Origin of the sequence: Paenibacillus sp. PastM-3 (assembly GCF_029893965.1) — a bacterium.
Lineage (GTDB): Bacteria > Bacillota > Bacilli > Paenibacillales > Paenibacillaceae > Paenibacillus_AQ.
This window is the reverse complement of record NZ_JARXXP010000013.1, coordinates 139,696-152,771: the sequence shown is the minus strand read 5'-3', so window position 1 is coordinate 152,771 and position 13,076 is coordinate 139,696. Positions and strand designations below refer to the sequence as shown.

The window sequence follows — 13,076 nt, the reverse complement described above, 5'->3', positions numbered from 1 at the left end:
TTGTGAAGTATAATGATAATTTCGTAGCAATATTATAGATGTTCTTCCTCATGATAGTATGTTTCCAGGGGTTGTGCAAGGCAGATCGGCTCTGCAGATACACAGTTTTTTGCGATTCTGCTACAATATAAACACTTGGGAGAAGGGAATGGAACCGTAATGGATAAAAGAAAGATTGAACAGCTGCTTCCGGACATGGTGGAATGGCGCCGTCATCTGCACCGTCATCCGGAGCCGTCGTATGAAGAGAAGGAAACATCGGCTTTTGTGGCGGACAGGCTGGCCGCATTTGGCATAGAAGTGAGGCGCAGCAAAGCCGGTTACGGACTGACCGGAATTCTCAAAGGGGGCAGCCCGGGCAAGACGGTGGTGCTGCGTGCTGACATGGATGCGCTCAACATCACAGAGGAGAGCGGAAGTGAATATGCTTCGCAGAACCCCGGCGTCATGCATGCCTGCGGGCATGACGGGCATACGGCGATGCTGCTTGGGGCAGCGGCCTATTACAGCTCCCGCCGGGACGAGCTCAAGGGCGAGCTGCGCTTCCTGTTCCAGCCGGCGGAGGAGATCTGTCCGGGCGGGGCAAAGGATATGATCGCCGAAGGCGTGCTCGCGGGAGCGGATGCCGTCTACGGGCTGCATCTGTGGACACCGCTGCCGCTGGGGACAGTCGGCAGTGCGCCGGGACCGCTGATGGCCTCGGCCGACGAGTTCTTCATTGATATTACCGGGAAAGGCGGACACGGCGGGATGCCCCACCGCACGGTAGACAGCATTGTAGCTGCTGCGGCGCTCGTAACCCAGCTGCAGACCATTGTCAGCCGCAGTGTGGATCCGCTGCAGCCGGCTGTCCTGAGTATCGGAACGATCCAGGGCGGTACAGCCCAGAACATCATTGCGGAGCGCTGCCGGATAACAGGAACGGTCCGCGCTTTTGATGAAGAGACAAGATATATCATCCGCCGCAGAATTGAAGAGATGGCGGCTGCAGTTGCCGCGGTCTACGGGGCGGAAGCAAAGGTGGATTACCTGATGGGGTATCCGCCGCTTGTCAATGATGAAGCGGAGTTCAGCCGGTTTTTCCGGGTGGCCCCTGAAGCGCTTGGAGATACAGTGCAGGTTATACAAATGGAAAAAATTATGCCGGCTGAAGATTTTGCTTATTATGTGAAGGAGATTCCCGGCTGCTTCATCTTTGTAGGCGCAGGGAATCCGGACAAGAATGCCGTATATCCGCATCATCACAGCAAATTTGATTTTGATGAGGATGCGATGCTGCACGGCGCCAGACTGCTGGTGGCACTTGCTGACTCCTGCCTGAATGAATAATTGTTCTGACTGTGCATAATTCGCCAGAATGAGGGGAACCTACTTCCGTATATTACGGAGCAGACAGGAGGTTCTTTTGTGAAAACAGTCCGGGAAGTGATGACATCGCAGCCTGCAGCGGTTACGCTGCTGGACAATGTCTATGAAGTTGCCGTCAAAATGAGAGACTACGATACCGGGTTTATTCCCGTAGTGGATTCGGAAGCGGGAGGAAAGCTCATCGGGGTTATTACAGACCGCGACCTGGTTCTCAGAGGGTATGCGGAGAAGCATCCGGGTTCTTCCTCAGTTGAGACCGTCATGAGCAGTAAAGTGATCTCCATAGAGGAGACAGCAACTGTGGATGAGGCTGCTGAGCTGATGGCTTCGGAACAAATCCGCCGTCTGCCGGTAACACGCGGCGGCAAGCTGATCGGTGTGGTATCGCTTGGCGATTTGGCTGTAAAACGTATCTTTGCTGACGAAGCGGGAGAAGCGCTGAGTGAAATTTCGCAGCGCCAGCTGCATTGAAGAGGGCAATAAGGGGAGCTCATATCCGCAGCAGTGCGGAGATGGGCTTTTTCCTGTTCGGCCTGTTCTCAGAACAGCTTACAGTGACAATAGACAGGAGGCGATGCTATGAACGGATCCGGGGCATGTATTGCCCGCAAAGACAAGACGGTGCTGCTGGAGTGCGGACATCCGGGGTTTGAGGCCGCAGGCAAAGAGCTTGCAGATTATGCGGAGCTTATAAAAAGCCTCCCGGCCTATCACACCTACCGGATAACCCCGCTGTCCTTATGGAACGCTGCAGCCGGAGGAAGGACGGCGGAGCAGATTATCGCCAGCCTGCGGAACCTGGCACGATGGGGAATTCCGGCCGGGCTGGAAGAAGAAATCAATATGCTGATCACGCGGTACGGGAGACTTACGCTGCATGCCCATGCCGCCGACAGCCGGCTGGTGCTGCTGCGTGCCGACAGCGCGTCGCTGCTGGATGAACTGGAAGGCCGCTTTGGGCTGTATGGGCTTCACCTCAAAAGAAGCGGTGCGCTGGAATGCGTATGCCCGGCAGGCTGCCGTGGGCTGCTGAAGCAGGAGTTGACAAGACTGGGGTACCCGGTGCTGGATTATGCGGGTTACCGGGAAGGGCAGGAGCTGAGCCTTGCCTGGAAGCAGGAAGGGCCCAAGGCTGCAGGCGGCAATGAGGCTGCCTTCGGGCTAAGGGCGTATCAGGAGGAGGCGGTCCGTCTGTTTTACGTAACGGGCGGCAGCGGGGTCGTTGTCCTGCCCTGCGGAGCGGGCAAGACGGTTGTCGGTCTGGCGGTAATGGAAAAGCTGCAGTGCGAGACTCTGATCCTGACTTCCAATACAACCTCGGTTGAGCAATGGCGGGAGGAACTGCTGCAGCGGACCAGCCTTACGGGCAGTGAGATCGGAGAGTATACCGGTGAACGCCGGGAAGTACGGCCTGTCACGCTGGCCACCTATCAGATGCTTACGCACCGCCGCTCTAAAGGAGAGAACTTTGTCCATATGAATCTGTTCAATGAGCGGAATTGGGGCCTGATTATCTATGACGAGGTCCATCTGCTTCCTGCTCCGGTATTCCGGGCTACCGCCGATATTCAGGCGACGCGGCGCCTGGGCCTGACCGCCACGCTGGTCAGGGAGGACGGCCGCGAGGGGGATGTCTTCTCGCTGATCGGGCCGCGCTGCTATGAGCTGCCCTGGAAGTCGCTGGAGAAGCAGGGCTGGATCGCTTCTGTCGAATGTGTGGAGCTGGTCGTGCCGATGGATCCGGGCCTGCGGAGCCGGTATCTCTATGCCGGCGGCAAAGAGCAGTTCCGGCTTGCCGCCGGCAACCCGTCTAAGGCTGCGGCGGCTGCAAGGATCATTGCGGCCCATCCCGGCTCAAAGGTGCTGGTCATCGGCCAGTACCTGGATCAGCTTGAGGCGCTTGCTGCCATCCTGAATGCACCGCTGATAACCGGGAAAACACCGCAGCGCGAACGCAACGCGCTGTATGCAGCGTTCAACGAGGGAATTCTCAAGGTGCTGGTGGTATCCAAGGTAGCCAACTTTGCTGTTAATCTGCCTGACGCCTCGGTTGCAATCGAGGTCTCGGGTGCTTATGGCTCCCGCCAGGAGGAAGCCCAGCGGCTGGGGCGGATTCTGCGTCCCAAGCAGGGCGAGAACAGGGCCTATTTCTACACGCTGGTTACCGGTGACAGCCGTGAACAGGAATTTGCACTGCGGCGCCGCCTGTTCCTGACAGAGCAGGGATATGAATATGCGGTTAAAGCGGCCGGAGAACCGGAGGAGGCAATGTCATGATGACGCTGAGCCCATCTGCCATGGAAGTGCTGGGACGGATATGTGCCGCTTATGCAGACAGGCCGTTCGCAGCGGAGAAGGCCGAGCGGCTGCGTCCTGAAACGCTTTGCCGCGCAGAGCTGCAGCTGGCCATACTGGAGCTGCGCCGGGCAGGGCTGGTTGAGCTGCGCCAGAAGGTCTGGGGCGAGCAGCTGTTCCAGATTCCGCCTCGGCAGCTGGCGGCGGTTCAGCAGGAGTATTTCGCCTGTAAGCTTGAGCCGGTGGCCGGTGAACAGGTGGCCGCCCAGTGGCCCGCTGAGGCGGGACTGGCGGCACAGCTGTTCCGGACGCTGGTGTTCATCGGCCGGGAGGGGCTTCCGCTGACTGTCAAAGGCGGTATCCACAAGAAGCATTCCGGCCGGCTGGCTGCCCTGCTGCCTGTACAGGACAGGCATCTGCAGGGGGTATTTCCGGAATCTCCGGTCTATGAGTCGGTGCCGCTTCCGGTTACGGTGCTCCTGGATCTTGCGCTCACGCTGGGACTGGTCAAGGCCGGGGATAAAGCCTATCAGCTGGAGCAGGATGTATTGCAGAGCTGGCTGGACCTTGATGAATCACAAATGACAAGCCTTTTGTACAGTGTGCTTCTGGAACGTTATGCTGCTGCTGAATCTGCCCTGCAGCATTTTCGCTATCTTTTGCCGTCTCCCGCTTTTGTGCCGGGCAGCTGGTATACGCTTGGCTGTATCCTGAACTTCATGCACCAGTCCGGCCTTGCTGACGGCAAGGAAGCCGGGATACTGCAGCAAGGCTGTCTCAGCTGGCTGCAGTGCCTGGCCGGCTTTGGCTGGTGTGAGCTGGGAATGACGGGCAGCGGAGAAACCTGTTTCCGGTGGACCGGACACAAGCCGGTGCTGTCCGCCGTGAAGCTGCAGGCTTCCGGAGCGGACGCCGATTCCGCTCATCCCTTACCCGATAGCGAAGCAGCTGGAGGGAGCTTTATCGTCCAGCCGGATTTCGAGGTATTGGTATTTCCGGATGTCTCCTACCGGCTGCGCTGGGGGCTCGCAGGCTGTGCGGAGCTGCTGAATATGGACGACGGGATATGGAGCTTCCGGCTTAGCCGGGAAGGGCTGGAGGAAGCGGCAGAACGGGGGCTGCCACCAGAGGAGGCGGCCGGCTGGCTTGCCGCCCGTGCCCGCGGCGGGCTGCCTGATCAGGTCAGGCAGTCTCTGGCCCAGTGGTCGCGCAGCATCGGCCGGACCGCCTGGTCACAGGTGATCCTGCTTGTCTGCCAGAATGAGGTAGACGCAGCCGACATTGCAGCGCATCCCCGGCTTGAGGATAGCCTGACCCGGATCGGCCCGCTTCATTTCATTGTACAGCAGGGCCGTGCGGAACAGGTGCGCAGGGAGCTGGCAGCAGCCGGTCTGGCGCCGCCGCGGCAGATCGGCGGAACCGGGGAAGGGGACGCGGCGCAGCCGCTGTGTCTGCCTGATGACGCCCCCTGGGCCGGGCCGGCTTATGTGCTCCCCTCAGCGGAAGGCGCTTCCGGCCTGCTCGGCAGCAGGGCTGTACTGCGGACAGTACCGGCAGCGTCAGACGGGGCGGGAGAGCCCTTGCTTCCAGGGGAAGACAGCATTCCGCAGATGTGGGTAAGGGAATGGAGAGAGTACCATACAACTACGGCTCAAAAGGTGATGGAGCAGGCTTTCCGGTGGGGGATTAAGGTCCGCTTGTCTATAGACGGGGAGATCTGCGATTTCATCCCTGAGCAGCTCCGCGGGCATCCCTGGAGGGTGGCCGGCGGCCTGATGCCTGCCGGAACCGGGCAGTGCGAAGAAGCGGAGCTGGCGCCGGGTGACTGGAAGGAAATGAAGCTGCTGCTCCCGCAGGAGCTGAGAAATTCTTCTTCTGCTTAGGTGACTGGTTATGTTATGATAGGATAGTCTACACGTTACTGTAGAACATCAGTACAGAAAAGAGTTGACGTTCATGAGCGTAGCGGAAATGAATACGGTCGATATGGCCGAAGTGCTGACATACGCCTATGAATTAGGCGATATGATTAATCAATCCGCTGAAGTTTCGGATTATTTATACTGGAAGGGGCGCGTAAGCGCCAATCCCGAAATCCAGGCCATGGTCAGACGGCTGCAGAGCAAGAAGGAGCTGTTCGAGGAGACACAACGTTTCGGGCATTTTCACCCGAATTACCATATGGCCAAGGACGAAGTGGCAGCAGTCGAGAGGGAGCTTGAGATGTTCGAGGAGGTTGCCCGCTTCAAGCAGGCGGAGGCGACGCTGGACGATATTTTACACTCAATGTCGGAAGCGATCGCATTCTCGGTATCGGAGAGCATCAAGGTGCCAAGCAATGATCCGTCGCCAAAGGGCGGATGCGGCAGCGGAGGCAAGTGCTCCTGCGGATAAGCTGCCCCTTGCAGGGGAGAGAACGAAAGGGCGGATGAGCTTATGTTTGCGGAACGGACAGGATATATCGTATGGGTCAGCGATGTCAAGGCGGCACGCAACCTTGAGAAATACGGAACATTGCATTATGTCTCCCGGAGGATGCATTATGCGGTAATGTATGTGAATGCGGAACGTGCCGAAGAAGTGATGAAGAACGTCCGCAGACTCTCATATGTGCGTAAGATCGAAAGATCCTACCGCAATGAACTGAAGACGGAATACACCAGCAACGGGCAGGACAAGTCACGTTATTACGGCCTGTAGGATAAGTTCATAGGGAGATTGGTATCAGGAAGCAGGCGCTGTCAGCGTCTGCTTTTTGCTTTGAAGTGAAACAGGCCCGAAAAAAAACGGGTGATTGTCGATATTTGGCAGGAAATTTTATCACCGCTTAATACTTTGCGTATATGCTTGTGCTAAGAGTGATAAAATTCACGAAGACAGGCATACAGGTGATCAAAATGAGCAAAGAGCGGGCGCTGTCCCACAAGATAAAATCCATTCCCAGGTATCTTCAGCATTTGAATGTCAGGCTTAAGGGAGAGCTGCAGGAGCTCGGCCAGTTATCCGCCCTGCTGGACATCATGAACAATGAACGTCTGGATACGTATTTTCAGCCGATTCTGCAGCTGCGTACCGGTCATACCGTCGGGCATGAGGTGCTAAACCGTCCTCCGTCCTCCACCTATTTTCCGACCACAGAGCACTTCTATGAATTTGCCGGTCGGACGGACCAGATGTTCCGCTTTGAGCAGAACTGCCGGAGAATGTCACTGCTGAGGTACATGGAACGGCTGCCTCTGGAGGACCGTGCCAGCGGCACGTTAGTCTTCATCAATGTCCATCCCGGTGTGCTGAATGATACCCGCCATAAGAGCGGAGAGACGCTGGCCCTGTTGCAGTCCCTTGGACTGTCTCCGGAGCGTGTCGTGTTTGAACTGACTGAACGGCAGGCTGTACAGGATTATATCGGCTTTGAAAAGGTGCTGTCCCACTACCGTGAGCAGGGCTTCCGCATAGCGGTTGATGATGCAGGCTCAGGCTACAACAGCCTCAAAACACTGGTATACCTCAAGCCGGAATTCATTAAGCTGGACAAGTCGCTGATCCGCGGCATCCACGGCTGCCGGGAACAGCAGGAGCTGCTGGAGCTGATCCGGGAATATGCGGCGCGTTCAGCCACCAAAGTCATTGCGGAAGGCATCGAAACAGCGGAGGAGCTGGTATATCTGCAGAGGGCGGGCATTGAGTTCGGGCAAGGTTATGTGCTGGGCAGGCCGGGGCAGCTTCCGGTACAGGGCAGCTGTCCTGTCGAGCCTATCAAAGCTGCTGGAAGGGGAGTCTATGGCTATGTTTCTTCAAATCGGTGAAATTGCGGAGCATATCCCGGAGATTTCCCCGCAGCATAAATGTGAATATGTGGATCAGATTTTCAAAAGCAATCCCCGGCTGCAAGGTGTTTCCGTTACGGAAAACGGGAAAGCCGTAGCCCTGATTATGCGTATCCGCTTTTATCAGCAGATCGGAACTTTGTATGGCTATACGCTGTATATGGGCAGGGCAGTGGAGCTGGTCATGGACCGCAATCCGCTTGTGGTGGACTACAAGACACGGATTACAGAGGTCAGCCGGCTGGCGATGGACAGAAGCGAGGAGAATCTCTACGACTATGTGCTCGTTACCCATGAGGGGCGTTTGTTCGGTGCGGTGAGCGTGCGCGACCTGCTGCTGAACTTTGCCGAGATTCAGGCGGTGGCAGCCAGCTTTCTTAATCCGCTAACCGGCCTGCCGGGCAATCTGAGTATCAATGAATGGATGGTAAAGGCGCTGCTGCAGGAGCAATTCAGTGTATTATACATAGATCTTGATCATTTCAAGGCTTATAACGATACGTACGGATTCAAAGAAGGGGACCGGCTGATCCAGGCGGCTGCAGAGATTTTGAAGCATTGCGCCCTGCAGCTGGAAGGGTTCCTGGGGCATATCGGCGGGGATGACTTTATTATTTTTATTAACGACTACCAGTTTGAGGAATGCTGCAGGGCGATTATCAGGGAATTTGAGCAGGTTATAAAAGAGTTCTATCATCCGGGCCATCTGGCACAGCAGTACGTTCTGACCGAAGGCCGTTCAGGCGGCATGGAAAAGATCCCGCTGGTCTCAATCTCCGTTGCGGTTGTGACAAACCGTTTTCGCCAGTTTGCTTCGATTGAGGCGTTGTCCGAGGAGGCGGCACGGCTCAAAAAAAAATGCAAGAAGATCAAGGGCAGCAGCTATGTGGATGATTCTGACCTTGCAATGAGCAGAGTGAGCCACTGACTGCAAGCCTGATACCGGCCGTCCCCGGAGCGGCATGCTTGAACAAGCTGCGTCAATGCGGTAAGATTGACAACAATAAGAGCATGCCCTAGACCCTTCCGGTGGAGAGTGATGATGATGCATGGCAAAGGGTTAGACTGGTGGGGGGCATATGAGCCTTTTCACATCATGCTGAATGACTACAGGGTCGCTGATATTATGATAACAAGCCACGCGCAGAGCCGCTATGCGGACCGGGTCAGCCGGGAGGAAGAGGCCGGTTTGGAACCCGCCGCTTTTTTGTGGCAATGCCTGAAGCAGAACCGGATCAAGCCGTATCTGCAGAGCAAATACAACGCCTATTTGATCGATGGAGATATCGTTGTGATTGCAGAGTTCAAGGAGTTGGAGGGTGTCACCAGCCTGTCCGGCCGGCCGCTGCACGTGATGGTGATTGTCTCCTTTCTGGGGCGGATCTCGGCGACTCCACAGCTGCGGGATCTGCAGGGCTACTTCTCGCGTCTGCGGAATTCCCGCCGGATGAAGCTGATGAAGAAGCGCCGCAAACGCAGATAGCGCGCAGCAGTACGCAAAAAGGCATGCGGCCGAGAACCGCATGCCTTTTTTAACAAGATTGATCTATACAGCATTGAAGGAGTCCTGAATACATGAATTTTCATCAGCTTCATATTTTTTATACGGTATCCGAGCAGGGAAGCTTCTCGGCAGCCGCCCAGCGGCTGCATATGACACAGCCTGCGGTTACGATGCAGGTGCAGGCGCTTGAGGATTATTTCGGCACCAAGCTGTTTGACCGCTCCAGCAAGAAGATCGTGCTCTCGGAAGCGGGACAGGTGCTCCTGCCGTATGCACGGCGGAGCATCCAGCTGATCCGCGAAGCGGATCAGGCCATGTCGGCATTCACGCATATGCTGGAGGGACGGCTGCAGCTCGGGGCGAGCCTGACCATCGGCGAATATGTGCTGCCGCGCCTGCTTGGGCCGTTCGGCAAAGACTATCCGAATATCTCTATTAACATGAAAGTTATGAATACCTCACAGATTATTGAGGAGATTCATAAGCATCAGCTGGACTTCGGGCTGGTTGAAGCGCCGGTAGCCCATCCGGCCATGATGCTGGAGCCGGTGATGGGGGATGAGCTGAAGCTGATCGTACCGTGGGGGCATCCGCTGGCCGATCAGGAGGAGGTTACCCTGGCGGATGCGCTGCAATACCCGTTTGTTCTGCGGGAACAGGGGTCGGGTACCCGTATTGTGATGGAGGAGCAACTGCTCGACAAAGGGCTTGATCCGGGAGCCATGAGAATCGTCATGGAGCTGGGCAGTACCGGTGCGGTAAAATCGGCGGTAGAAGCCGGCCTGGGGATCACGATTATCTCTACGTCCTCGGTCAAGCATGAAGTGGCGCTGGGGCTGCTCAAGGTTGTCGATATTACGGATGCCTCCTTCAAGCGGCAGTTCTATGCCATTCATCTGAAGTCTACGCTGCTGCCGATCCCGGCAGTCACCTTCCTGACTTATCTGCGTGAGCATAAGGACGACCGGTAGTACGACAGGGGCTGGCTTGTGGCAAGCATTAAGATGCAATCAAGATGGGTATTCTCCGTGAGGAATGGGATAGTATGAACCGCGTACCTACTTTAGAACAACGGGGTGGCAGAGATGGACAATCAGCAGGATGACATTATGTTAAAAGAAACCGGCCGGACCGGACTGCAGGGATATGCCGACCTGCATACGCATACGCAGGCTTCGGATGGCATGCAGCCGCCGGCGGAGAATGTACGGATCGCCTTTGATAAAGGACTGTCGGCCGTAGCGATCACGGACCATGATACGGTCAGCGGCGTTGCGGAAGCGCTGGAGGCAGGACGGAAATACGGCATTACTGTCGTACCGGGAGTAGAGATCAGCACCCGTGCAGAAGGCAAGGAGATACATGTTCTGGGCTATTATATAGATACTGAACAGGAGCTGTTTCTCTCCAGGCTGGCAGCCCAGCGGGATACCCGGGCTGCCCGGAACGAAGCGATCCTGGCCAGGCTGCGTGAACTTGGTATTGATATTACACTGGAGCAGGTGCTTGCCAATCTCGGCCGTGCATTGAAGCCAGACGAGAGCATCGGACGGCCGCATATTGCCGATGAGCTGGTACGGCTCGGGGCTGCTGCCGACATGCGTGATGCCTTTGACCAATATCTTGCTGAGGGCGCAGCGGCTTATGTCTCACCCCCGCGCATTACACCGGAGGTAGCTTGTGAATGGATCATTCAAGCAGGCGGGACGCCGGTGCTCGCCCATCCCGGCATTTACGGCGATGATGAGCTGGTGCGGGGCATTATTGCCCGCAGCGGGCTGCGGGGCATCGAAGCGCATCATTCGGATCACAGTCCTGAAGATGCTGCACGTTATATGGCGATGGCAGAGCAATACGGGCTGCTTGTTACCGGCGGCTCGGACTTTCACGGTGCGCGTCAGGGCATCATATTCCATGGCGATCTGGGCAGCGTAAGCGTACCGGCGGATGTGCTGAAGCAGCTCCGTGATGCTGCAGGTGACCGCAGATAACCTTGACGTGCGGAACGCTTATGATGTGCCTCCGGATCTATGAAACTGTCAGCTGCTCTATTGACCGTAGCAGCATCCAATAGAAAAGCCGAACCGCAGGAAGTTTATCCTTCCAGCGGTTCGGCTTGTTCTGGTTTATGCAGGTTCAGCTTCTCAGCGTATTCGGCAGGCTTTTAATCCGCTCTTCATCCGGTGTGACAAACAGCGTCTTCTGATGGTCATAAATGACGAAGCCGGGCTTCGCACCGCTTGGCTTGCGGACATGGCGGATCAGGGTGCAGTCAACCGGAACGCTGCTCGACTGTTTGGCCTGGCTGTAATAAGCAGCCAGCTGCGCCGCTTCGTCCAGGGTGGCATCCCCGAACGCCTCACTGCGGATCACGACGTGCGATCCGGGAATGTCCTTGGTATGCAGCCAGGTGTCATTAGGCGAGGCCAGGCGGTTTGTGACGTATTCGTTCTGCAGGTTGTTCTTGCCGACATATATATCCACACCCTCGGATGAGGTATAGACCTGGACGGTCGGCCGGGTAGCCTTCTTCTTCTTTTTACCCTTTTTGCTGCGGTCGCGCAGGTAGCCCTGGCTGATCAGCTCATCGCGGATCTCCTCGATATCGTTAAGCGAGGCATGGGCAAGCTGCTGCAGCAGCGTCTCCATGTAGGTGATCTCTTCATGTGTCTTGGCCTGCTGCTCTTCAATCACAAGCAGGCTGTTCTTGTACTTGTTGTATTTCTTGAAATAACGCTGCGCATTGTCCGACGGAGTGAGCAGCGGATCAAGCGGAATCGTGATTTCTGCCTGATTTTCATCATAATAGTTCACCAGCCGGGCTTCCTTGTCGCCCTTGGACACGGCATGCAGGGAGGCAAAAAGCAGCTCTCCCCAGATCCGGTACTGGTCCGCATCATCTGCTTCCTCCAGATCCTTCTGCAGCTTGGCCAGCTTCTTCACATTCTTGCTCCGCTCGTTGGTGAGAAAGCGTATCAGGTCGGCGACACGCTGCTTGACTGTATCGCGTTCTGCCTTATCCCCGTAATATTCCTCCAGGCAGCTGCTGATCGTGCTGTAATGCCGGACCTCTTCGCCCAGCACACTCAGAGGAATGGCGGAAAAGACCGGCTTGCCCTTGGCATTATTGCCGGAAACCGGAGCGAACCGGAACTCCCTTACAGGCGTCATTACGGAATCAAATGCTGCCCACAGCTTTGCAGGCGCCACCGGACTCTGCGGTACAACCTCCTTGCCTGCTCTATACAGAATTTCTCCGGCGATCAGTGGGCTTACCCCGCTGAAGGCATGTACGAGCCAGCCCGCAGGGTCTGCTGAAGGAGCAGGTCCGCCGCTTCCGTCTTGCACCGGTCCTTCCAGTGAACGCAGCAGTTCGGCAATATCTCCTTCGATCATGTCCTCGGGCTCAGCCTTTACTTCGCTTTCGCCCAGCAGTGCGGCTTCCTCAGCGTCTGCCATCAGCTTGATGAATGCTTCTTCGCCGACCTCCAGCGGATTCAGCTTATGCTGCTGCGGCGGCTCGGTGTAAGCGGCTCCGGGCATGACAACCCGGTAGCTGCTGATTGACGGGGTCACATGATGGATGCCGTCAATGATCGTGCCGCTGGCAAGATCGGTAAGAATGATGTTGCTGTGGCGGCCCATCAGCTCAATGATCAGCTGTTTAGCCGAGACATCGCCAAGCTCGTCACGGGTCCGGATATTGATATGGATGATCCGCTCCATGCCGACCTGGGCAATGCTCTCAATGGTTCCCCCTTCACAATGCTTGCGCAGCAGCATGCAGAACATCGGCGCCTCCGCCGGATTGACGCTGCTGCGTTCGCTCAGGTGCAGGCGGGGATAGGTAGGGTTCGCAGACAGCAGCAGCTTGCCTCCGCCTCCCGCGCCGCGCAGGATGAATATAAGATCGTGTGTGCTGGGCTGATATATTTTGCCGACGCGCGCACCGATAAAGGCCTGAAGCTCGTGCACGATCGCTCTGGTAACAATACCGTCTAATGCCATGATAAAAGCTCTCCTGTCGCAAAATGATTAAGTGCTACTCCCTATGATGCCATACTTTATCACATTCGCGCAAA

12 protein-coding genes are annotated in these 13,076 nt (G+C 56.5%); 11 read left to right on the top strand and 1 reads right to left on the bottom strand.

What is annotated here, in order from left to right; all coding sequences use genetic code 11:
* Positions 1-159 precede the first annotated feature (159 nt).
* The 11 genes from M2108_RS18770 (at position 160) to M2108_RS18720 (ending at position 10,985) form a co-directional block, all read left to right on the top strand.
* Positions 160-1,329 (top strand): M20 family metallopeptidase, encoded by a 1,170-nt coding sequence (locus M2108_RS18770; RefSeq protein ID WP_277470787.1) that lies wholly within the window; start codon positions 160-162, stop codon positions 1,327-1,329.
* Between the two features lie 78 nt (positions 1,330-1,407).
* Positions 1,408-1,839, top strand: a complete 432-nt coding sequence (locus M2108_RS18765) for a CBS domain-containing protein (protein ID WP_277470788.1) — start codon at positions 1,408-1,410, stop codon at positions 1,837-1,839.
* 108 nt (positions 1,840-1,947) lie between these two features.
* Entirely contained in the window at positions 1,948-3,645 is a 1,698-nt protein-coding gene (locus M2108_RS18760) for a DNA repair helicase XPB (RefSeq protein ID WP_277470789.1), read from the top strand.
* The gene (locus M2108_RS18755; protein ID WP_277470790.1) at positions 3,642-5,546 is read left to right on the top strand and encodes a helicase-associated domain-containing protein; all 1,905 of its coding nucleotides are present in this window, start codon (positions 3,642-3,644) and stop codon (positions 5,544-5,546) included. The genes M2108_RS18760 and M2108_RS18755 overlap by 4 nt, the downstream gene beginning before the upstream one ends.
* A gap of 73 nt (positions 5,547-5,619) precedes the next feature.
* The gene (locus tag M2108_RS18750) at positions 5,620-6,057 is read left to right on the top strand and encodes a YlbF/YmcA family competence regulator (RefSeq protein WP_277470791.1); all 438 of its coding nucleotides are present in this window, start codon (positions 5,620-5,622) and stop codon (positions 6,055-6,057) included.
* A gap of 42 nt (positions 6,058-6,099) precedes the next feature.
* Entirely contained in the window at positions 6,100-6,363 is a 264-nt protein-coding gene (locus M2108_RS18745; protein ID WP_039872590.1) for a YlbG family protein, read from the top strand.
* A gap of 197 nt (positions 6,364-6,560) precedes the next feature.
* The gene (locus tag M2108_RS18740; RefSeq protein ID WP_277470792.1) at positions 6,561-7,469 is read left to right on the top strand and encodes an EAL domain-containing protein; all 909 of its coding nucleotides are present in this window, start codon (positions 6,561-6,563) and stop codon (positions 7,467-7,469) included.
* Positions 7,450-8,418: a GGDEF domain-containing protein gene (locus M2108_RS18735; protein WP_280777144.1), complete on the top strand. Its 969-nt coding sequence runs from the start codon at positions 7,450-7,452 to the stop codon at positions 8,416-8,418. Before M2108_RS18740 ends, M2108_RS18735 begins: the two co-directional genes overlap by 20 nt.
* A gap of 117 nt (positions 8,419-8,535) precedes the next feature.
* A complete protein-coding gene (locus M2108_RS18730; protein WP_277470913.1) occupies positions 8,536-8,973 on the top strand; it encodes a hypothetical protein in 438 nt (145 codons plus the stop codon).
* 92 nt (positions 8,974-9,065) lie between these two features.
* Positions 9,066-9,965, top strand: a complete 900-nt coding sequence (locus tag M2108_RS18725; protein WP_277470794.1) for a selenium metabolism-associated LysR family transcriptional regulator — start codon at positions 9,066-9,068, stop codon at positions 9,963-9,965.
* A 138-nt stretch (positions 9,966-10,103) separates the two neighbouring features.
* Positions 10,104-10,985, top strand: coding sequence for a PHP domain-containing protein (locus M2108_RS18720; protein ID WP_481856926.1), 882 nt, complete (start codon positions 10,104-10,106; stop codon positions 10,983-10,985).
* A gap of 145 nt (positions 10,986-11,130) precedes the next feature.
* On the opposite strand, the gene M2108_RS18715 is transcribed toward M2108_RS18720, so the two are convergent.
* Positions 11,131-13,002 carry an Rqc2 family fibronectin-binding protein gene (locus M2108_RS18715; RefSeq protein ID WP_277470796.1) on the bottom strand — a complete coding sequence of 624 codons (1,872 nt, stop codon included), beginning with the start codon at positions 13,000-13,002 and terminating at the stop codon, positions 11,131-11,133.
* Positions 13,003-13,076: the final 74 nt, after the last annotated feature.

Bases quoted from the DNA above. Each gene is read 5' to 3' on its own strand.
- M2108_RS18745 (WP_039872590.1), top strand. From the start codon at position 6,100: ATGTTTGCGGAACGGACAGGATATATCGTATGGGTCAGCGATGTCAAG.
- M2108_RS18760 (WP_277470789.1), top strand. From the start codon at position 1,948: ATGAACGGATCCGGGGCATGTATTGCCCGCAAAGACAAGACGGTGCTG.
- M2108_RS18715 (WP_277470796.1), bottom strand. From the start codon at position 13,002: ATGGCATTAGACGGTATTGTTACCAGAGCGATCGTGCACGAGCTTCAG.
- M2108_RS18755 (WP_277470790.1), top strand. From the start codon at position 3,642: ATGATGACGCTGAGCCCATCTGCCATGGAAGTGCTGGGACGGATATGT.
- M2108_RS18730 (WP_277470913.1), top strand. From the start codon at position 8,536: ATGCATGGCAAAGGGTTAGACTGGTGGGGGGCATATGAGCCTTTTCAC.
- M2108_RS18735 (WP_280777144.1), top strand. From the start codon at position 7,450: ATGTTTCTTCAAATCGGTGAAATTGCGGAGCATATCCCGGAGATTTCC.
- M2108_RS18740 (WP_277470792.1), top strand. From the start codon at position 6,561: ATGAGCAAAGAGCGGGCGCTGTCCCACAAGATAAAATCCATTCCCAGG.
- M2108_RS18750 (WP_277470791.1), top strand. From the start codon at position 5,620: ATGAGCGTAGCGGAAATGAATACGGTCGATATGGCCGAAGTGCTGACA.
- M2108_RS18725 (WP_277470794.1), top strand. From the start codon at position 9,066: ATGAATTTTCATCAGCTTCATATTTTTTATACGGTATCCGAGCAGGGA.
- M2108_RS18720 (WP_481856926.1), top strand. From the start codon at position 10,104: ATGTTAAAAGAAACCGGCCGGACCGGACTGCAGGGATATGCCGACCTG.
- M2108_RS18770 (WP_277470787.1), top strand. From the start codon at position 160: ATGGATAAAAGAAAGATTGAACAGCTGCTTCCGGACATGGTGGAATGG.